Origin of the sequence: Klebsiella sp. P1954, from assembly GCF_018199955.1 — a bacterium.
Classification (GTDB): domain Bacteria; phylum Pseudomonadota; class Gammaproteobacteria; order Enterobacterales; family Enterobacteriaceae; genus Klebsiella; species Klebsiella pneumoniae.
On the sequence record NZ_CP073373.1, the window covers coordinates 2,774,603 to 2,794,074 of the forward strand.

A 19,472-nucleotide genomic window follows, 5' to 3' on the forward strand; every position below is an offset into this window, starting at 1 on the left:
ATGGAATCTCGCTCGCAAAGAGAGGTTCGCCAGGTGAACGACGCTTTCTCTCTGCGCGAGCCGGCGCGCAAAGTGGGTAATTAATTTTTTTGCCCGCTGTCGGCGCTGAACCCGCCGTGCCAGGATGCCGCCAGATACGTGATTCATGGATGAACGGCAATGGCGGAAACGGCGACCCCTCATGATGCGGTATTTAAAACTTTTCTCTCACGGGTAGAGACGGCGCGCGATTTTATCGAGCTCCACCTGCCTCCGTCATTAACACAGATCTGCAAACTGGACACCCTGCGTCTGGAATCCGGCAGCTTTCTCGAAGACGATCTCAGGCCTTACTACAGCGATATCCTTTATTCGCTGGAAACCACCCGCGGTGCGGGCTATGTCCATGTTCTGATCGAGCACCAGAGCGCACCCGATAAGCTGATGGCCTTTCGCTTAATGCGCTATGCCATCGCCGCCATGCAGCGGCACCTGGAGAGCGGCCATAAAACGCTGCCTCTGGTTATCCCTATTCTCTTCTATCAGGGACGACGCAGCCCCTATCCCTGGTCGATGCGCTGGCTGGATAATTTTGCCGATCCTGAGACCGCCAGCCAGCTCTATAGCGGGGCGTTTCCGCTGGTCGATATCACGGTGATCCCCGACGACGACATCATGCAGCACCGCAGCATGGCAGCCCTGACGCTGGTGCAAAAGCACATCCGCCAGCGCGATATGGCGCAATTGCTGGATAAGTTGACCCACCTCTTAATGCTGGAGCAGATGAGCGGACAACAAATCACCGTATTGGTAAACTATATGGCTCAGGCAGGGGATGCCGAAGATACTCGGACACTCTTGTACGGGCTGGCACAGCGCGTGCCGCAGCATGGAGGATTACTGATGACGCTGGCGGAAACATGGCTTGCAGAAGGTATGGAGAAAGGCATCAGGGAAGGCGTACAGCAAGGCATAAAAGAAGGTAAACACCAGGCTCTGGTGCAGGTTGCCGAAGCGATGCGCAGTCGCGGTATTGATGACCAGGCGATTATGGAAATGACCGGTCTGTCTGAAGACGAGCTGCAGCGGCTTCGCCACTGATACTTTCCCACCCGGAAACAACCGGGTGGGGAAACAGCATGCCGGTTAACGCGAGATAATCAGGTGGATGCCGAAGCCCGCAAACAGCGTACCGGCGATACCGTCGATCCACTTCGCCATCCGCTGATAGCCGCGGCGCATCCCCGGCAGGGCGAACAGGCTGGCAACCACCATAAACCAGGCCAGCGTCTCAACGATAATCAGCAGGAAAATGCCCCAGCGCGCGCCGGCGCCGACGCTGTCACCCACGAACAGCGAAAACACCGAGCCGAAGTAGATAATCGCTTTCGGATTCGCCAGATTGGTCAGCAATCCCTTCACGAAGCTGCGTCCGCTGCGGGCCAGCTCCACCTGCGGCTCCGCCGAGGCCACCTTCTCTTTTTTCAGCGCGCCACGCAGCATCTGGTAGCCCATCCAGCATAGATACAGGCCCCCGCCGACCATTATAATGTTATGCAGCCACGCCATCCGGGCGAGGATCAGGTTCAGGCCGAGCAGCGCCACTCCCGCCCAGACCATGACGCCGCAGGTGATCCCCAGCACACCCATCATCGCCTCTCTGCGCGAGCGGCTGATGGCCGTTTGTGAGACAAAGAAAAAGTCCGGCCCCGGGCTCATCAGCGCAATGATATGCACCAGCGCCACGGTGAGGAAAAGCATCAGCATAGTTAACTCGCAGGAAAATAATGAAGAGAGAAACTATTCTGGCACTTTTTCAGCCAGCTGACTACTCATCGTCGCCATCAACATGCGCCCGAATCAGCGCCATAAACGGCTTTCCGAAACGCTCGAGCTTGCGTGTCCCCACGCCGTTGACGCTGAGCATTTCGCCGGCGGTCAGCGGCGATTGTTCGGCCATCTCGATAAGCGTCGCGTCGTTGAAGACCACATATGGCGGGATGTTCTCTTCGTCGGCGATCGCTTTACGTAATTTGCGCAGCTTGGCGAACAGTTTACGGTCGTAATTGCCGCCAAAGGATTTCTGCATCGCCTTTGGCTTCAGCGCCACGATACGCGGCACGGCGAGCTGCAGCGGCACTTCGCCACGCAGCACCGGTCGCGCGGCTTCGGTCAGCTGCAGCGCGGAGTGCTGGGCGATATTCTGCGTCACCAGCCCAAGGTGGATCAGCTGGCGGATCACGCTCACCCAGTGCTCGTGACTTTGCTCCCGGCCGATACCGTAAACCGGCAGCTTATCGTGGCCCATCTCTCGGATGCGCTGGTTGTTGGCCCCGCGCAGGACCTCCACCACGTAACCCATTCCGAAGCGTTGATTGACCCGGTAAATCGTTGAAAGCGCCTTGCGGGCGTCCATTAAGCCATCGTACTGCTTTGGCGGGTCAAGACAGATATCGCAGTTGCCGCACGGCTCCTGACGCCCTTCGCCAAAATAGTTCAGCAACACCAGACGGCGACAGGTCTGCGCTTCGGCAAACGCCCCCATCGCATTCAGCTTATGCCGTTCGATATCCTGTAGCGGCCCGGCGGGTTTTTCTTCCAGACAGCGGCGCAGCCACGCCATATCCGCCGGATCGTAAAACAGCATCGCTTCCGCTGGCAGGCCATCACGCCCGGCGCGGCCGGTCTCCTGATAGTAGGATTCAATATTGCGCGGAATATCAAAATGCACCACAAAGCGGACGTTCGGCTTGTTAATGCCCATCCCGAAGGCCACCGTCGCCACCACGATCTGCAGATCGTCGCGCTGGAATTTCTCCTGCACCTCGGCGCGCACGTCGTTTTCCAGACCGGCATGGTAAGCCGCCGCGCTAATACCGCGGCTTTGCAGCCTGGCGGCGGTGTCTTCCACTTTCGAACGGCTGTTGCAGTAGATAATGCCCGATTTGCCGCGCTGATCCTGAACGTAGCGCATCAGCTGATCGAGCGGCTTGAATTTCTCCATCAGCATATAGCGGATGTTTGGCCGGTCGAAGCTGCTGACCTGAATCAGCGGATCGTTAAGCCCCAGCAGGCGGACGATATCGCGGCGGGTGGTATCATCGGCGGTGGCGGTCAACGCCATAAACGGGATCTGCGGCATCCGCTGACGCAGCTGGCCCAGCGCGGCATATTCCGGACGGAAGTCATGGCCCCACTGCGAGATACAGTGCGCCTCGTCTACCGCCAGCATCGCCAGGTTCCAGTTCGCCAGATGCTCAAGAAAGTTATCCAGCATCAGCCGTTCCGGCGCGATATACAGCAGACGAACCTGCCCGCTGCGGCAGCCGGCCATCACCTCCTGCTGCTGCTCGCGGCTTTGCGTCGAGTTCAGACAAGCCGCCGCCACGCCGTTGGCCAGCAGCTGATCGACCTGGTCCTTCATCAGCGAGATCAGCGGTGAGACCACGACCGTCAGACCGCCCATGACCAGCGCCGGCACCTGATAGCACAGCGACTTGCCGCCACCGGTCGGCATGACCACCAGGCAGTCCCGGCCTTCGAGCGCCGTCTCGATAATCGTTTCCTGGCCAGGACGGAACTGCTGGTAGCCGAAGGTCTCTTGTAAAACCTGCTTAGCCAGCGATTCCTGATTTAATACTTCCGCCTGTGCCACGTTGACCCCATTTGCCTGAAAAGAAAACAGGCGCTATTTTCAGCGCCTGCGAGCCAGAGTGCAACGATTAAAACAGATCGTTGAGCATTAGCCCGACGCCGACGCGCGTTTGGTTAAAGTTATAGTCGATAAGCGACTCGCCATAGCCGCTGTAGATCTGCGTATAGGCGCGAACATGTTTGGTAATGGGATAGCTCACGCCAAGTTCCGCCCCGCCGTAGCCGGTGTTCCAGTTGTATTGCCCCTGCGCGCTGAGGATCGCCTCTCCCAGCTGGTAGCCCACCTTCAGCCGGTAATAGCCCATATAATTGGTGATATCCGGGTTATCATCGGTGTTGCCCACCACATACCAGGGCTTCACTTCCACCAGCCAGTTACCGTTTTGCGCCATCAGGCGGGCATAAAGCCGATTCCAGCTGCGCGAGGTGGGGTCGGAACGCCCATTCGAGTCGTGGTTATACCCCATCTCGATATCGCGCAGCGTCCAGCCGGCAAACTGGTAGTCGGTCGCAAAGCCCAAAAACAGCTGGGGTTCATAATTGGTTTCGCGAAACGGCGCCGACTCTTTGCTGTTAGAGAGCTGCCACCAGGATTTCTGGGTATAGGACGCGCCCAGCAGCGAATTATCGCCCAGGATACCGCGCCACAGCGGGAACGCCAGGCTTAGCTGAAACTTCACTTCATCTTTACGGGCATTTTCGGCCCAGTCATAGCTGCGGATCGCCTCTTTATTGAGGTCGCTGGTCCACGTATAGAGCAGATAGTTGCTCTCATAAGGGTAGAGCAGGAAAGGATTATCATGGTCCTGGAGCAGGTTGGCGATAATGCTGCCGCGCACTGCCGGTTTGTCGTGTACCGACGCGTCCTGCGCCATAACACCGGCCGGTAGCGCGCACAGCGCCACCAGGCAGGCCAAAGAGATACGCATGCTGGTCTCCTGAAAAATAGTTTTTATTTTTGTTTAACCTGAAGCCATTCTACCTGTTTATTAATCACCTGCCCCCTAATCCGCTCCGAAAGTGGAAATCAATATTTTAGAAGCATAAAATCAACATTTTATTAACGAATGGAACCGGTGTTATGTCTGAACTTACTGCCGAAGCAGCCCTGAAACTGGTAGGGGAGATTTTCGTCTATCACATGCCGTTTAACCGCGCCCTCGGTCTCGAACTGGAACGCTACGAAAAAGCGTTTGCCCAGCTTAGCTTTAATAATCAGCCGATGATGGTCGGCAACTGGGCGCAAAGCATTCTGCATGGCGGGGTGATCGCCTCCGCGCTGGACGTTGCCGCTGGCCTGGTCTGCGTCGGCAGTACCCTTACCCGCCATGACACCATCAACGAAGAAGAGTTGCGCCAACGGCTTTCCCGTATGGGAACCATCGACCTGCGCGTGGACTACCTGCGTCCGGGCCGCGGCGAACGTTTTACCGCCACCAGCACCCTGCTGCGCGCCGGCAATAAAGTGGCGGTTGCCCGCGTGGAACTGCATAACGAAGCTCAGGTCTATATTGCCAGCGCAACGGCCACCTATATGGTGGGTTGATTGGCCAAAATCGAGTAACATCACTCTCTTTGGCAATGGATTTTACCGATGGATGCGAAACAGACGCGGTTGGGGATCATTCTGGCCCTCGCCGCCTACTTTATCTGGGGTATCGCGCCAGCGTACTTCAAACTTATCTACTATGTTCCCGCCGATGAAATTCTGACCCATCGCGTGATCTGGTCTTTCTTCTTCATGGTGGCGCTCATCAGCGTCAGCCGCCAGTGGCCACAGGTGAAAAAGCTGCTGAAAACGCCGCGCAAGATCTTCCTGCTGGCGCTCTCGGCAGTGCTGGTCGGCGGTAACTGGCTGTTGTTCATCTGGGCGGTGAATAACCACCATATGCTGGAAGCCAGCCTCGGCTACTTTATCAACCCGCTGGTGAATATTTTGTTGGGGATGATTTTCCTCGGCGAACGCTTTCGTCGTCTGCAGTGGCTGGCGGTGATCCTCGCCTTTTGCGGCGTGCTGGTCCAGCTGTGGACCTTTGGTTCGCTGCCGATAATCGGTCTTGGGCTGGCTTTCAGTTTTGCCTTTTACGGCCTGGTGCGAAAGAAAATTGCTGTCGATGCGCAAACCGGCATGCTGGTGGAAACGCTGTGGCTGCTGCCGGTGGCGGCAATCTGGTTGTTCGGCATCACCGACAGCCCGACCAGCCATATGGGCGAGAACCCCTGGTCGCTCAATCTGCTGCTGATGGCCGCGGGCGTGGTGACCACCATCCCTTTGCTGTGCTTTACCGGGGCGGCAACGCGTCTGCGGCTCTCCACGCTGGGCTTTTTCCAGTACATCGGTCCAACGCTGATGTTCCTGCTGGCGGTGACATTCTACGGCGAAGTGCCGGGCAAGGATAAAATGGTGACCTTTGGCTTTATCTGGGTCGCGCTGGCGGTGTTTATCGTCGATGCGCTGTATACCCAACGCCGGTTGCGCAGAGGCTAAGCCTGCATCAGCCAGTAAAGAAGGGAGCCGACGCTCCCTTTTTTTACAGCCAGTTTTTACGCTTGAAGTAGAGATATGGCGCCAGGCCGGCCAGCATCATAAACACGATGGCTCCCGGATAACCAAAGCTCCAATGCAGCTCCGGCATAAATTCAAAGTTCATCCCGTAGCTGGAGGCCACCAGAGTTGGCGGCAGGAATACCACCGAGACCACCGAGAAGATCTTGATGATGCGGTTCTGCTCGATATTGATAAAACCCATCGCCGCCTGCATCAGGAAGTTCACCTTCTGGAACAGCGATTCGTTGTGCGGCAGCAGAGATTCGATATCGCGCAGGATCTCCCGCGCCTGCTCCAGCTGGCCCGCCGGCAGGCGCGCCTTGCGCACGAGGAAGTTCAGCGCGCGCTGGGTATCCATCAGACAGAGGCGCACCTTCCAGCCGATATCTTCCAGTTCCGCCAGCGTCGACAGCGCTTCGTCGTACTCGTCGCCCTGATGGCCTTCCATAATGACGCGGCTCAGCTTTTCCAGGTCGCTGTAGATGTTTTCAATTTCATCCGCCAGCTGCTCGATTTTGGTCTCGAACAGGTCGAGCAGCAGTTCGTAGGCGTTGCCGTCGACCAGCGTCTGGTTACGCACGCGCATACGGTAGAGGCGGAAAGCGGGTAGTTCGCGCTCGCGCAGTGTGAACAGGCGGCCTTCGCGGATGGTAAACGCCACGGTAGAGTTGCCGGCGTGATCGTCGGCATCTTCAAAAAAGAAGAACGAGTGGATGTGTAACCCGTCTTCATCTTCAAAGAAACGCGCGGAGGCTTCGATATCTTCCAGTTCCGGGCGCGTCGCCAGGTTTTGACCCAGTTCCGTCTGCACGCGGCTTCGCTCATCGTCGTCAGGCTCGACCAGATCGACCCACACCGAGCTGGCGAGGTGTTTGATCTCATCGGCTTCCAGGCGCGTTAAACGATTGTTTTCCAGTTGAAATGCGCTCAGCATGACCGGGACTCCCAATGCAAAAAAATTATCGGACAGTTCGGTGGGCACACAGAAACAAATTGGGTTTCAGACCATTAAGCCTGACTCAGCGCGACGGGAATGGGGCAGGTCGCTGACAACCGCTAAGGCTATCAGCATAAGAGGATAGCCTTAGGAGTTGTTCCTGAATGACAGGAAGTTGAGCCAGCATCTACTGGGTGTGTCCAAGGCGAATGTCCTCTTAGCGTAATCGTGCGCGCATGTTACGCCAGCGCAAAATCGGCGTCAACACGCAACGGAACGCGAAAGCGCAAATCAGGCGCCTTAACGTATAAAGGTAGCAGAATATTACAAAATAATGATATTTTTCTTAAAGTTACACTGCCTCCAGCCGGGCGTAAGCCGCCACCAGCCATTTGATTCCCTGGCCCTGAAAAGCCACCTGCAGTCGGCTGTGCTCGCCGCTGCCTTCGAGGTTGACAATAGTGCCTTCGCCAAACTTCGGATGCCGTACGCGCTGGCCTAACTTGTAGCCGGTATCGCTCTCGGCAATCGGCGCGCCCAGTCGCTGATGGTTTACCGGGCGGCTCACCGTGGCTCGCAGACGCACTTCTTCTACGCACTCCTGCGGCAGCTCGCCGATAAAGCGCGACGGACGGTGATAAACCTCTTTCCCGTACAGACGGCGGGTTTCCGCATAGGTCAGCGTCAGCTTCTGCATGGCGCGCGTTACGCCGACGTAGGCCAGGCGACGCTCCTCCTCCAGGCGGCCGCCTTCATCAAGGGCCATCTGGCTCGGGAACATCCCTTCTTCGACGCCGACGATGAACACCTGCGGGAACTCCAGCCCTTTCGCCGAGTGCAGGGTCATCAGCTGAACCGCGTCCTGCCAGGTGTCCGCCTGCCCCTCGCCCGCTTCCAGCGCGGCGTGGGAGAGAAACGCCTGCAGCGGCATCAGATCTTCATCTTCTTCGTTGTAGCTGAACTGGCGCGTCGCCGTCACCAGCTCCTCTAAGTTTTCAATACGGGTCTGGCCCTTCTCGCCTTTCTCCTGCTCGTACATCGCGCGCAGGCCGGAGTCTTTAATCACCCGATCGGTCTGAACGTGCAGCGGCATATCGGTGGTCTCCTGCGCCAGCGCGTCAATCAGCTCCATAAAGCGCTGCAGGGCGCTGGCGGCGCGACCGGCCAGCGCTTTTTCTTTCAATAGCTCGCGACTGGCCTGCCATAGCGTCAGCTGGCGATCGCGCGACGTCTGGCGCACCACGTCCAGCGTGCGGTCGCCAATGCCGCGGGTCGGCGTATTGACTACGCGCTCAAAGGCCGCGTCGTCGTTGCGGTTGGCGATAAGGCGCAGGTAAGAGAGCGCGTCTTTGATTTCCTGACGCTCGAAGAAGCGCATGCCGCCGTAGATACGGTACGGCATACTGGCCTGCAGGAGGGCCTCTTCCAGCACGCGCGACTGGGCGTTACTGCGATAGAGAATGGCGCATTGCTCCAGCGCACCGCCGTTCTCCTGCCAGGTTTTAATTCGGTTCACCACAAAGCGCGCTTCGTCGAGATCGTTGAAGGCGCAGTACAGCGAAATCGGCTCGCCGTCGGCGCCGTCGGTCCACAGCTTTTTGCCCAGCCGACCGTTGTTGTTTTCAATCAGGGCGTTGGCAGCGCTGAGAATATTGCTGGTCGAGCGATAGTTCTGCTCCAGGCGGATGGTTTCCGCGCCGGGGAAGTCGTTAAGGAAGCGCTGAATGTTCTCGACCTGCGCGCCGCGCCAGCCATAGATAGACTGATCGTCATCGCCGACGATCATCACCTTGCCGGTATCGCCCGCCAGCAGGCGGATCCAGGCGTACTGAATGTTGTTGGTATCCTGGAATTCATCGACGAGGATATTGGTGAAGCGCTCGCGGTAGTGCTGCAGGATATGCGGTTTGTTCAGCCACAGCTCGTGGGCGCGCAGCAGCAGCTCGGCGAAGTCCACCAGCCCGGCGCGGTCGCAGGCTTCCTGATAGGCCTGATAGACCTTCTGCCAGGTCTGCTCGACCGGGTTGCCGTAGCTCTGAATATGATGCGGGCGCAGTCCTTCATCTTTCTGGCTGTTGATGTACCACATCGCCTGGCGCGGCGGCCACTGTTTCTCATCGAGATTCATCGCCTTAATCAGACGCTTCAGCAGACGCAGCTGGTCTTCGCTGTCGAGGATTTGGAAGTCCTGCGGCAGGTTGGCATCCAGATGGTGCGCGCGCAGCAAACGGTGCGCCAGGCCGTGGAAGGTGCCCACCCACATGCCGCCCTGGGTGGTGCCCATCAGCTGGCCGATACGGTGGCGCATCTCCGCCGCCGCTTTGTTGGTAAAGGTCACCGCCATAATGGAATACGGGGAACAGTTCTCCACGCTCAGCAGCCAGGCGATACGGTGCACCAGAACGCGCGTCTTACCACTGCCCGCCCCTGCCAGAACCAGCATATTGGTGCGCGAGGCCGCTACGGCTTCACGTTGTTTGTCATTAAGGCTGTCGAGCAGGTAAGAAACGTCCATTGGCACCGCCGGAAGAGAAGGGGTTCCACGAACCCCTGTTAATATATACAGAGTGACTGGTGATTATATCAGCGAGGTCAGAGATGCCAACCGTGAAATTTCAATATGCGGCAGCAGGCGGCTGTCCGCGGTGTGCATCAGGTCCGCGCCTTGCGGTTTGATCCAGCAGGCCTGCATCCCACAGCGAATAGCGCCGGCCACGTCGGTGGTCAGATCATCGCCGACGTGCAGAATCTGCCCGAGCGGCACATTCAGACGCTCCGCCGCAAGGTGGTACATGTCGGCAAACGGCTTGGAGCGGCCATCCGGCCCGGCGCGCAGCACGAAGCGGAAATAGTCGCTCAGACCGAACAGTTCCGGGCGGGCGTTGCCATTGGTAATGGCCACCAGCGGCCACTTCTCCGCCAGCTTCGCCAGCGTATCGTGGGTCTCCTGCGGAACATCGACGCGGCTGCGCCAGTGAGCGAAGTGTTCCATCGCCGCATCGGCCCCCGCTTTCGCCGCTTCGGCGGAGAGCCCGGCATTACGCATACCTAACTCCAGCGCACGGTGGCGCCAGACGGTCACGTCATGATAAATCTCAGGTTCAGCAGCCAGCAGCGTCTGACGCAGCTGATTAAGCTCATGGGCGTCGAACTGGCTGAGCGAAGGATGGTAGCTGCGCACAAAGCCCAGCGACTCGTGCATCGTCCGGTCAATCACCGGGCGGTTATCGTAAAGGGTATCGTCCAGGTCAAACGTCAGCGCGGAAATCTGGCCCAGAGGTCGGTAAAAACGCATTATTTCCCCCGTTTAGCGCGCGGATGCGCGGCATCGTACACCGAGGCAAGGTGTTGAAAATCAAGATGGGTATAGATTTGGGTGGTGGAGAGGTTAGCATGCCCCAGCAGCTCCTGCACGCCGCGCAGATCGCCGCTCGACTCCAGCATATGGGTGGCAAAGGAGTGGCGCAGCTTGTGCGGGTGCACATGGCTGTTCAGCCCCTGCTTAATGCCCCACTCGGCGAATCGCTTCTGTACGTTGCGCGCCGAAATACGTTTGCCCAGCTTCGACAAAAACAGCGCGTCGTCATCGGTACCGAACAGGCCGCGCAAATCCAGCCAGTGCTCAATCCATGCCACCGCGTTGCGACCGATCGGCAAACGACGCTCCTTGCTGCCTTTGCCCATCACCCAGACCTCACCGCTTTCGAGATCGAGGTGTTTGATATCCAGGTTGACCAGTTCGGACAAACGCAATCCCGCGCCGTACATCACCTCCAGCATCGCCCGATCGCGCACCGCCAGCGGATCGTTGAGATCGATATCCAGCAGTCGATTGACGTCATCGACGTCAATATTTTTTGGCAGGTGGCGGGGAATTTTCGGCGCGGCAATCCCCTTCGCCGGATTGGCGCTGAGCTCGCCCTGGCCGACCAGCCAGTCGAAGAAACTGCGCAGCGCCGACAGGCGAAGCGCCAGGCTTGCCGGGCCTAACCCCGCGCGGCGACTACGCACCGCAAAGCTTCGCACCTGAGCGGCATCGCACTGCGACCAGCTTTTCAGGCCCGCCTCATCCGCCAGGGCGATCAGCGCGTCCAGCTGTCGCTGGTAATTCAGTAACGTGATCGGGCTGAGCTGGCGTTCAACGCCAAGATGGCGAAGAAAGCGGGCGACGGCGGAGAAGAGAGGAGAATCGGTCATGCGCGTTCAATCCAGCGCTCCAGCAGGCCGGGCAGCATCTGGGCAATCTCCTGCAACAGCTGCGTCCCCTGCCCTGGCTGATAATGCTGCGCATCGCGGCTGCTGAAGAGCATCACCCCCGGGGCATTATCGCCCCCCAGCAGCGATATCGCCACAGACCCAATGGCCTTCGCCTCCGGCAGCACCACCAGCAGCTCCGGGCCGTTCAGCGGTCCAAGATAGTGGCGCGCCTGGCCCAGACGTTGAATACGGATCGGCTCAAACGCCTGCCGGTTTAATGCCAGATGGGTAAACTTCGAGGGCGCGCCGAGGCGCCAGCAGTCAGGAAACAGGCGCACCGTGGCGCCCGCCAGCCCCAGCTCGCGTGCCCAGCGGTGAAGGCGGTTGAGCATATCGTCGAGGCTCTCCGCCGCCGCCAGCCGCGTTTGCAGCTGCAGCAGGCGCTGGAACAGGCTTTCATTAGCGACCGCCTGCTCCATCAGCAGCGACATATTCTCTTCCAGCACATGAATATGGTTACGCGCCCGCATCATGTGCCACTCCACCAGCGAAATCGTACCGCGTACCGGATGCGGGACGCGGAGATGTTCGACCTGGGCGGCATTACGAATAAAAAATTCAGGATGTTGCAACAGATAGTCCACCACTGCGCGATCGTTCAACGCGCTGGCAACCTCCTGCTGTTCTTCCCCGATTGGTTTCATAAATGAATAAATCCATCATAGACATGGGCCGCCGGGCCGGTCATAAACAGCGGCTGGCCCGGGCCTTTCCAGGCGATATCAAGACGACCGCCGGGTAATTCCACGCGTACCGTTTCCGCCAGCAGCCCCTGCTGGATCCCCACCGCCACCGCGGCGCAGGCGCCGCTGCCGCAGGCCTGGGTTTCCCCCGCGCCGCGTTCGTAGACGCGCAGACGGATATGAGACCGGCCGACCACCTGCATAAAGCCGATATTGGCGCGCTCCGGAAAACGCTCATGGCTTTCCATCACCGGGCCGAGAGTTTCCACCGCTGCCGTATCCACATCATCAACCTGGATGACGCAGTGCGGATTTCCCATGGACACCACGCCGCACAATACTGTCTGCTCGGCGGCACGCATGATATAGGTCTTTTCCGCTTTGTTGGCGCGGAACGGCACCTGGGACGGCTCGAAGTTGGGCTCGCCCATGTTCACCCGCACCAGATCGTCTTCCGTTACGCTTAATACCATACGCCCGTTGGCCGTACTCACGCGGATATCACGTTTATTGGTCAGGCCTTTCAGCCGGACGAAGCGGGCAAAACAGCGCGCGCCGTTGCCGCACTGCGACACTTCGCTGCCGTCGGCGTTAAAGATCCGGTAGTGGAAATCCAGATCCGGATCGTAGGGCGGTTCGACGACCAATAGCTGATCGAACCCGACGCCAAGGTGGCGATCCGCCAGGCGGCGAATCAGCTCCGGCGAGAAAAAAACATTCTGCGTTACCGCGTCAACGACCATAAAATCGTTGCCAAGGCCATGCATTTTAGAGAACTGCATCATCTACTCCAGTTGCGCGGAACAGAACGTTATCGTTAGTAATTGACCTGGCTCGGACCACCGGTATCGCCACGATCGTTACGATCCGGCGTTGCGCTCTGAATGCCAGGGTTAACCGGTTTGGTCGGCGGCGGCGCGGTTTTGTCCGCCGGTGGGAAATAGAGAGGCCCTTTCAGACCGCAGCCGGTCAGGCTGAAGATCGCAAACAAAACGGCAAGCGTAGGAAAAACGTTTTTCATTGATAGTTGCCCGTGATTCATTCTTTCTGCTTTCTATCATCGCAGGAGAAGACGTAAAAGCAAGCCTTTAGCATCCGACTGCGCGCGCTTTTGTTTCGCGCTATACTGCGACCCATCTTCAAAAATCAAAAAAGCAGAATCAAATTATGAACGACAGTGAATTCCATCGCCTGGCCGATAGCCTGTGGATGACCATCGAAGAACGTCTGGACGACTGGGACGGCGATAGCGACATCGACTGCGAAATCAACGGCGGCGTGCTGACCATCAGCTTTGAAAACGGCAGCAAAATCATTATTAACCGTCAGGAGCCGCTGCACCAGGTGTGGCTGGCCACCAAACAGGGCGGCTATCACTTCGATCTCAAAGGCGACGAGTGGATCTGCGATCGCAGCGGCGAAACCTTCTGGGATCTGCTGGAGCAGGCTGCGAGCCAGCAGGCCGGTGAGACGGTGAAATTCCGTTAATGACGTGTTTCCCGGATAGCGGCGCATCGCGCCTTATCCGGGCTACCCGACGACTTAGAACCGTAGCCCTGCTAAGCGCAGTGCCAGCAGGGAATATCTGCGGATAGCGGCTCACGCCTTATCCGGGCCAAATCTACGAGTAGCGCTGCTGCAGCACCGGCGAGGCGGTAACGTCCTGGCTGGTGGGTATCGCGGCGGCAATCGCCTGAGTGCGGAAAGGGATCACCTGGGTGCGCCCGTCTACCTCGACAATCTGATAGAACTGCGGCAGGTTGAAGTTGATAAAGCTGGAGCCGTAGGTGAAACGATCGTGCGATGACGAATAGAAGCGGCTGACGTCGCGCACCAGCTCCTCTTTACTGCCCTCGCAGTGATGATAGACCTCGGCGCGGTTGCTCTCATCAAGAATATAGATGTTAAAGCCGCTGTCGTTGTTATCCGCGTCTTCAAAGAAGAACTGAATAATCCCTTCGCTGGCGAAGCCATCCACCACCGCCGGCAGCTTAACGTGATTGGTTTCCACCTGCACCGACAGCCCGTGCAGCTTGTTGTGCGAGATAGCGCCGTAGAACTCAATGGCGTTTTCCAGCTTCTGCACCGAAACGTTAAGCCGCTCGAAGAACAGCCCCCACGTCTGGCCGGAGACGCGCAGCGCTTTGAAGCGCCCGGTATCCTGGCGGGTACTGGAGAGACGCAGTTCGATACATTCGGAGATCATCTGCTGCACGCGGGTGCGGATCAGGCCGCGCAGGTGCTGGCTATAGCAGAACACCTCCACGCTGTCCGGCGGCGCGGCGTCCTGGTGCATTTTGCCGAGGATCGTTTTCAGCGCCTCGATCATCGCCTGTTCGCCGTTAAAGTGCAGCGTACGCACTTCGTTCCACGAGTTGCGATACAGCAGGTCGACGCTGCCGATCAGGCATTTTTGCTCTTCGCCGAAGCTGAAAACATCCAGCTTACGGAAATCGAAGTGCACCACCTGGTTGCGGAAGGCCGCGGTTGGGTCATATTCGAGGTTGACGATAATCGCCAGGTGGCGGATTTCGCACGGGCTGTACAGCGCCTTTGGCGTCGGCGCCGGCAGGCGCAGCGGGAAGTGGTGCGACACGTCGGCCACCATCTCCTGCAGCTTCGCCAGATCGACGATGCCGTTGCCCTTAATAAACAGGCGGGTGCGTGAGGTCAGCAGGCCGTTAAACCAGGCCCAGGCCACCAGTTTATTAAGATAACGGTTATATTCCAGCGGCTGATGGCTGATGATCGATTCCATGTCCGGCGCGCGGTTGTACAGATACCAACCGGTACGGTTGGCACGGCCCGGCGGCACGTGGATAAAGGTCAGGTTCGGTTCCGACAGATCCGGCGAAATTTGCGGGTTTACCAGCGTCACTTTCCCCGGCAGCGCTTCAAAGGCCGCATACAGCTTACGGGTCAGCACGCCAATATCCTGCGGGCTGGCGGAGACGCTAAGGTTATTGCGCCGCGCGAAGCGGATCAGATTACGATAGCTCTGCATCATGGCGTCGAGCAGTTCGTTGTGCGCCTTGCGCACTTCATCGATTTTCCAGTTGGCGCGGTTGTCGAGCATCATCAGACGCTTTTCGTCCCAGCCCCAGGCATTCACCAACTGGCTGACGACTTCGCGACGCCAGCCGACGCAGGCGCGTTCGCGGCTGAGTTTTTCACAAACTTTCAGGTAGAAGCAGCGGCGCACCAGATCGAGGCGGGTTTCATCTTCTATGGCCTGCAGATAGGTGGTCACGCGCTCCAGCATCATGCAGTACGGGTCGAGGCCGAAGGAGACAATCTCCCCGTCGTGCAGACGCTGTTTGATATCTTTCGCTAACAGGCGGTTATTGGGGTATTCCCAGGAGTAGGCTTCCAGCAGCAGCGTTTTCAGCACCGCTTTATAGGGGGAGTCGATACTTTTATACAGCTGCCACAGGCTGGCGCCGAAGTACTCTTCCGCCGACAGCGAACTGAGGCCGCCGAGATCGAGCCATTCGTTAGGCGTCAGCACGCCCTGGGCATACAGCCCCATCACGTAATCATCGTAATGCTCTTCTTCATCGCACGGTACCATATTCCACAGAATACGCTTGCCGGCGAGGCGCACCGCGGTGCGGTAGAACTCATCAAGCAACAGGATATGCTGGGTCGAACCGCAGTCTTCGCCGCCGAGGCTACCGCTTTCGTTATGACGGAAACGGTTTTCGTCGATCAGGAAGAAGCTGACTTCCACGCCGAGCGAGGCAGCCCAGCTCTCAAGCAGGCTGCATTTTCGCTGCAGCAGCTGACGCTCTTCGCTATCCAGCCAGGCCTGGTGACATACCCAGATATCAAGATCGGAAGAGCAGCTCTGGCCGACGGAGGAAGTACTGCCCATCGAGTAGACGCCGGTGATCGGCAGCTCGCCTTTCGGCGGCTCCTGAGTCTGCATACCGCGATGCAGTTCCAGTTCCTCAAGATAGTGGCGTTGGGTTTCATCAGGCGTGTAGAGGCAAATGCCACGGGGAACGTTACCGTCAAGGTAACCCGGCATCAGCGGGTGATGATAATGTAATAACGTTGGCAGTAGACTGTAAACCTGCTGGAAAGCGGGTCCCATGGCAGCAAGCGCGCGATCCACGCGCAATTGGTTGATGGCATCCAGTCTCTGTTTCAGTGTCTCAATATAGAGGTACAAGACATATCGCCTGATGTTCAAAAACCCGAGGTACAATAGTACGGAGGATTTCAGTATTTCAACAAAAACCGTCACCATTCGTCGTCGGTGTGGTTGTGATGAGCAGCGGACTGACAAATGGTTTAAAACGTGATCAATTTAACACCTTGCTCATTGACCGTAAAGAAAGATGCGCTACATACAAGTGTAGCACCGTTTATTACCTGTAAATTCCTCACTACGCCTCCGGCAACCGCCACGCGCATGAAAGGTTAAAAAAGAGTGGGCCGGAGCCACCTCCCACATAAACCGTGAAAACTAACATCCGTAAGACAACAATGTTAGGATGGATAGTGGTCGATAATGACGGTAACAAGCATGTTAGACAAAGTTTTGAAAATTGCCACACGGCAAAGCCCGCTTGCGCTATGGCAGGCGCAGTATGTTAAAGCGCGCCTGGAACAAGCGCATCCCGGACTGAAGGTCGAGCTGGTGCCGATGGTCACGCGCGGGGATGTCATCCTTGATACTCCGCTGGCAAAGGTGGGGGGCAAAGGCTTATTTGTGAAAGAGTTAGAGCTCGCCATGCTCGAAGGGCGCGCCGATATCGCCGTCCATTCGATGAAAGATGTGCCGGTGGAATTCCCGGAGGGCCTGGGGCTGGTGACTATCTGCGAGCGCGACGATCCGCGCGACGCGTTTGTCTCCAATCGCTATGCCTCGATTGACGAACTGCCGGCCGGCAGCGTCGTTGGCACGTCAAGTTTACGCCGTCAGTGCCAGCTGGCCGCCACCCGTCCGGACCTGGCGATCCGCTCTCTGCGCGGTAACGTCGGTACCCGGCTGAGTAAGCTGGATAACGGCGAGTACGACGCCATCATCCTCGCCGCCGCCGGCCTGAAGCGCCTGCAGCTGGAAGCGCGTATTCGCCAGCCGCTGTCGCCTGAGCAATCTCTGCCGGCGGTCGGCCAGGGCGCGGTCGGCATCGAATGCCGTCTTGATGATGCATGGACCCGGGGGCTGTTAGCGCCTCTCAACCATACGGAAACGGCGGTGCGCGTGCGCGCCGAGCGGGCGATGAACACCCGCCTCGAAGGCGGCTGCCAGGTGCCGATCGGCAGCTATGCGGAACTGAAGGACGGGGAACTGTGGCTGCGGGCGCTGGTTGGCGCTCCGGATGGTTCACAGCTGGTGCGCGGCGAACGACGCGGGCCAGCGGAACAAGCGGAAGCCCTCGGCATCTCGCTGGCGGAAGAGCTTCTGGATAATGGCGCCCGCGAGATTCTCGCGGCGGTTTATGATGGAGAAGCCCCGCGATGAGCATCCTGGTCACTCGTCCACTACCGCAAGGAGAAGCGCTGGTCAGCCGTCTGCGGGCCATGGGACGCGTGGCCTGGAGCTTTCCGCTGATAGAATTTACGCCCGGCAGGGAGCTTCCCGCGCTGGGCGATGCGCTTGCCCGACTGGGACCCGACGATCTGCTATTTGCGCTATCCCAGCATGCGGTGGAATTCGCCCATGCCCGTCTGCAGCAGCAGGGCCTGCTCTGGCCCACTTCTCCGCGCTATTTTGCCATTGGCCGCACGACGGCGCTGGCCCTGCATACGGTCAGTGGGCAGCATATCCATTACCCGTTAGATCGGGAAATTAGCGAAGTCTTGCTACAATTACCTGAATTACAAAACATTGCCGGGAAAAATGCGCTGATCCTACGCGGCAATGGCGGGCGGGAACTCTTAGGCGCAACGCTGACCGAGCGCGGCGCCAGGGTCACATTTTGTGAATGTTATCAACGTAGTGCAAAACATTACGATGGCGCAGAAGAAGCGATGCGCTGGCAATCTCGCGGAGTCACCACGCTGGTGGTCACCAGCGGCGAGATGCTGCAGCAGCTATGGTCGTTAATACCGCAATGGTATCGCGAACAGTGGCTCCTGCACTGCCGCGTTGTCGTTGTCAGCGAACGTCTGGCCCTTCAGGCCCGGGAACTGGGCTGGCAGGAGATTCAGGTTGCCGATAGCGCCGACAACGATGCGCTGCTACGCGCATTACAATAACTCTCAACATTGGAAGCCATAATGACGGAACAACAAAATCAATCCGCCGTGGTTGAAGAGACCAGGGAGGCCGTGGAGACCACACCACAGCCAGAGAACACTGAGAAGAAGAAGGCAGGCAATAAAACCAGCCTGGCGCTCAGCGCGATCGCTATCGCCATTGCGATAGCCGCCGGCATCGGCCTGTATGGCCTGAACAAACAACAGGCCACGCGGCAAAACGCAACTACCTCTGAATTAGCAAGCCAGGTCGCGGCGCTGCAAAAAGCGCAGGAAAATCAAAAAAGTGAACTGGAAGGTGTTATCAAACAGCAGGCCGACCAGCTAAACGAAGCCAAACATCAGCAGGAGACGCTGGCCAAACAGTTGGATGAGCTGCAGCAAAAAGTGGCGGTGATTTCCGGTAGCGATGCCAAAACCTGGCTGCTGGCCCAGGCCGACTTCCTCGTCAAGCTGGCGGGACGTAAGCTGTGGAGCGATCAGGATGTCACTACCGCCGCCGCGCTGCTGAAAAGCGCTGACGCCAGCCTCGCCGACATGAACGACCCAAGCCTCATCGGCGCCCGCCAGGCGATCACCGACGACATCGCCACCCTCTCCGCGGTAAGCCAGGTGGACTACGACGGCATGATCCTCAAGGTTAATCAGCTGGCGAACCAAATCGATAACCTGCGGCTGGCCGATAATAACGATGACGATTCGCCGATGGACGCTGATAGCGATGAGCTTTCCAGCTCTATCAGCGAATGGCGCGTCAACCTGCAGAAAAGCTGGCAGAACTTTATGGACAGCTTTATCACCGTGCGCCGCCGCGATGAAACGGCGGTCCCGCTGCTGGCGCCGAATCAGGATATCTATCTGCGGGAAAATATTCGCTCTCGCCTGCTGGTCGCCGCGCAGGCAGTTCCGCGCCATCAGGAAGAGACCTGGAAACAGTCGCTGGATAACGTCTCGACCTGGGTACGCGCCTATTATGATACCGATGACGCCACCACCAAAGCCTTCCTCGACGAGGTGGATAAGCTCAGTCAGCAAAGCATTACCATGACGGTGCCGGAAACGCTGCAGAGCCAGGCGTTGCTGGAAAAACTGATGCAGACCCGAGTGCGCAACCTGATGGCACAGCCTGCCGTTACCGCGGGCGGCGCGCCTTCGCCCGCACCTGCTGCGCCGGCCGCCCCCGCTGCGCCGCAAGGAGAGTAAC

At 58.3% G+C, this 19,472-nt stretch carries 19 protein-coding genes; 7 read left to right on the forward strand and 12 right to left on the reverse strand.

Annotation, left to right across the window (positions count from 1 at the left end; translation table 11 throughout):
* The first annotated feature begins 159 nt into the window (after window positions 1-159).
* Window positions 160-1,080, forward strand: a complete 921-nt coding sequence (locus KB890_RS13285; protein WP_004901884.1) for an Rpn family recombination-promoting nuclease/putative transposase — start codon at window positions 160-162, stop codon at window positions 1,078-1,080.
* A 45-nt stretch (window positions 1,081-1,125) separates the two neighbouring features.
* On the opposite strand, the gene rhtC is transcribed toward KB890_RS13285, so the two are convergent.
* The 3 genes from rhtC to pldA all read right to left on the reverse strand — a co-directional run bounded on the left by rhtC (window position 1,126) and on the right by pldA (window position 4,562).
* Window positions 1,126-1,746, reverse strand: coding sequence for a threonine export protein RhtC (rhtC, locus tag KB890_RS13290; protein WP_004152056.1), 621 nt, complete (start codon window positions 1,744-1,746; stop codon window positions 1,126-1,128).
* A 61-nt stretch (window positions 1,747-1,807) separates the two neighbouring features.
* Window positions 1,808-3,634: an ATP-dependent DNA helicase RecQ gene (recQ, locus tag KB890_RS13295; protein WP_004152055.1), complete on the reverse strand. Its 1,827-nt coding sequence runs from the start codon at window positions 3,632-3,634 to the stop codon at window positions 1,808-1,810.
* A gap of 67 nt (window positions 3,635-3,701) precedes the next feature.
* Entirely contained in the window at window positions 3,702-4,562 is an 861-nt protein-coding gene (pldA, locus tag KB890_RS13300; protein WP_020324058.1) for a phospholipase A, read from the reverse strand.
* Between the two features lie 152 nt (window positions 4,563-4,714).
* Here pldA and yigI point away from each other — a divergent pair, with 152 nt between their 5' ends.
* Both yigI and rarD read left to right on the forward strand, forming a co-directional pair.
* Complete coding sequence (gene yigI, locus KB890_RS13305) at window positions 4,715-5,179, forward strand: acyl-CoA thioesterase YigI (RefSeq protein ID WP_002883404.1); 465 nt, start codon at window positions 4,715-4,717, stop codon at window positions 5,177-5,179.
* A gap of 48 nt (window positions 5,180-5,227) precedes the next feature.
* Entirely contained in the window at window positions 5,228-6,121 is an 894-nt protein-coding gene (gene rarD, locus KB890_RS13310; protein WP_002883402.1) for an EamA family transporter RarD, read from the forward strand.
* Window positions 6,122-6,164: 43 nt separating this feature from the next.
* Here the strand turns inward: rarD and corA are convergent, their stop codons facing one another.
* The 8 genes from corA to lptM all read right to left on the reverse strand — a co-directional run bounded on the left by corA (window position 6,165) and on the right by lptM (window position 13,079).
* Entirely contained in the window at window positions 6,165-7,115 is a 951-nt protein-coding gene (gene corA, locus KB890_RS13315; protein ID WP_002883400.1) for a magnesium/cobalt transporter CorA, read from the reverse strand.
* A gap of 150 nt (window positions 7,116-7,265) precedes the next feature.
* Window positions 7,266-7,322 carry a YsgD/CorL family protein gene (gene ysgD, locus KB890_RS27815; RefSeq protein WP_349815745.1) on the reverse strand — a complete coding sequence of 19 codons (57 nt, stop codon included), beginning with the start codon at window positions 7,320-7,322 and terminating at the stop codon, window positions 7,266-7,268.
* A gap of 148 nt (window positions 7,323-7,470) precedes the next feature.
* Window positions 7,471-9,633, reverse strand: coding sequence for a DNA helicase II (uvrD, locus tag KB890_RS13320; protein ID WP_002883398.1), 2,163 nt, complete (start codon window positions 9,631-9,633; stop codon window positions 7,471-7,473).
* A gap of 63 nt (window positions 9,634-9,696) precedes the next feature.
* On the reverse strand, window positions 9,697-10,413 hold the full coding sequence (yigB, locus tag KB890_RS13325; RefSeq protein ID WP_004895082.1) for a 5-amino-6-(5-phospho-D-ribitylamino)uracil phosphatase YigB: 717 nt from the start codon (window positions 10,411-10,413) through the stop codon (window positions 9,697-9,699).
* Window positions 10,413-11,315, reverse strand: coding sequence for a tyrosine recombinase XerC (xerC, locus tag KB890_RS13330; RefSeq protein WP_002883396.1), 903 nt, complete (start codon window positions 11,313-11,315; stop codon window positions 10,413-10,415). Before xerC ends, yigB begins: the two co-directional genes overlap by 1 nt.
* Window positions 11,312-12,019, reverse strand: a complete 708-nt coding sequence (locus tag KB890_RS13335; RefSeq protein ID WP_002883395.1) for a DUF484 domain-containing protein — start codon at window positions 12,017-12,019, stop codon at window positions 11,312-11,314. The genes xerC and KB890_RS13335 overlap by 4 nt, the downstream gene beginning before the upstream one ends.
* Entirely contained in the window at window positions 12,016-12,840 is an 825-nt protein-coding gene (gene dapF, locus KB890_RS13340; protein WP_002883394.1) for a diaminopimelate epimerase, read from the reverse strand. The genes KB890_RS13335 and dapF overlap by 4 nt, the downstream gene beginning before the upstream one ends.
* 35 nt (window positions 12,841-12,875) lie before the next feature.
* Window positions 12,876-13,079: an LPS translocon maturation chaperone LptM gene (gene lptM, locus KB890_RS13345; RefSeq protein WP_002883392.1), complete on the reverse strand. Its 204-nt coding sequence runs from the start codon at window positions 13,077-13,079 to the stop codon at window positions 12,876-12,878.
* A gap of 146 nt (window positions 13,080-13,225) precedes the next feature.
* Here lptM and cyaY point away from each other — a divergent pair, with 146 nt between their 5' ends.
* On the forward strand, window positions 13,226-13,546 hold the full coding sequence (gene cyaY / locus KB890_RS13350; RefSeq protein ID WP_002883389.1) for an iron donor protein CyaY: 321 nt from the start codon (window positions 13,226-13,228) through the stop codon (window positions 13,544-13,546).
* Between the two features lie 133 nt (window positions 13,547-13,679).
* Here cyaY and cyaA read toward each other — a convergent pair whose 3' ends face one another.
* Window positions 13,680-16,232: a class I adenylate cyclase gene (gene cyaA, locus KB890_RS13355; RefSeq protein ID WP_002883383.1), complete on the reverse strand. Its 2,553-nt coding sequence runs from the start codon at window positions 16,230-16,232 to the stop codon at window positions 13,680-13,682.
* 357 nt (window positions 16,233-16,589) lie between these two features.
* Here cyaA and hemC point away from each other — a divergent pair, with 357 nt between their 5' ends.
* From hemC to hemX, 3 genes are read left to right on the forward strand one after another with little or no spacing between them, the layout of a single operon-like run.
* The gene (gene hemC / locus KB890_RS13360) at window positions 16,590-17,531 is read left to right on the forward strand and encodes a hydroxymethylbilane synthase (protein WP_002883381.1); all 942 of its coding nucleotides are present in this window, start codon (window positions 16,590-16,592) and stop codon (window positions 17,529-17,531) included.
* On the forward strand, window positions 17,528-18,268 hold the full coding sequence (gene hemD, locus KB890_RS13365) for a uroporphyrinogen-III synthase (RefSeq protein ID WP_012737128.1): 741 nt from the start codon (window positions 17,528-17,530) through the stop codon (window positions 18,266-18,268). The genes hemC and hemD overlap by 4 nt, the downstream gene beginning before the upstream one ends.
* 21 nt (window positions 18,269-18,289) lie before the next feature.
* The gene (gene hemX / locus KB890_RS13370) at window positions 18,290-19,471 is read left to right on the forward strand and encodes a uroporphyrinogen-III C-methyltransferase (protein ID WP_020324055.1); all 1,182 of its coding nucleotides are present in this window, start codon (window positions 18,290-18,292) and stop codon (window positions 19,469-19,471) included.
* Window position 19,472 lies beyond the last annotated feature (1 nt).

Bases quoted from the DNA above. Each gene is read 5' to 3' on its own strand.
- KB890_RS13285 (WP_004901884.1), top strand. From the start codon at position 160: ATGGCGGAAACGGCGACCCCTCATGATGCGGTATTTAAAACTTTTCTC.
- rhtC (WP_004152056.1), bottom strand. From the start codon at position 1,746: ATGCTGATGCTTTTCCTCACCGTGGCGCTGGTGCATATCATTGCGCTG.
- pldA (WP_020324058.1), bottom strand. From the start codon at position 4,562: ATGCGTATCTCTTTGGCCTGCCTGGTGGCGCTGTGCGCGCTACCGGCC.
- yigI (WP_002883404.1), top strand. From the start codon at position 4,715: ATGTCTGAACTTACTGCCGAAGCAGCCCTGAAACTGGTAGGGGAGATT.
- rarD (WP_002883402.1), top strand. From the start codon at position 5,228: ATGGATGCGAAACAGACGCGGTTGGGGATCATTCTGGCCCTCGCCGCC.
- corA (WP_002883400.1), bottom strand. From the start codon at position 7,115: ATGCTGAGCGCATTTCAACTGGAAAACAATCGTTTAACGCGCCTGGAA.
- uvrD (WP_002883398.1), bottom strand. From the start codon at position 9,633: ATGGACGTTTCTTACCTGCTCGACAGCCTTAATGACAAACAACGTGAA.
- yigB (WP_004895082.1), bottom strand. From the start codon at position 10,413: ATGCGTTTTTACCGACCTCTGGGCCAGATTTCCGCGCTGACGTTTGAC.
- xerC (WP_002883396.1), bottom strand. From the start codon at position 11,315: ATGACCGATTCTCCTCTCTTCTCCGCCGTCGCCCGCTTTCTTCGCCAT.
- KB890_RS13335 (WP_002883395.1), bottom strand. From the start codon at position 12,019: ATGAAACCAATCGGGGAAGAACAGCAGGAGGTTGCCAGCGCGTTGAAC.
- dapF (WP_002883394.1), bottom strand. From the start codon at position 12,840: ATGCAGTTCTCTAAAATGCATGGCCTTGGCAACGATTTTATGGTCGTT.
- lptM (WP_002883392.1), bottom strand. From the start codon at position 13,079: ATGAAAAACGTTTTTCCTACGCTTGCCGTTTTGTTTGCGATCTTCAGC.
- cyaY (WP_002883389.1), top strand. From the start codon at position 13,226: ATGAACGACAGTGAATTCCATCGCCTGGCCGATAGCCTGTGGATGACC.
- hemC (WP_002883381.1), top strand. From the start codon at position 16,590: ATGTTAGACAAAGTTTTGAAAATTGCCACACGGCAAAGCCCGCTTGCG.
- hemD (WP_012737128.1), top strand. From the start codon at position 17,528: ATGAGCATCCTGGTCACTCGTCCACTACCGCAAGGAGAAGCGCTGGTC.
- hemX (WP_020324055.1), top strand. From the start codon at position 18,290: ATGACGGAACAACAAAATCAATCCGCCGTGGTTGAAGAGACCAGGGAG.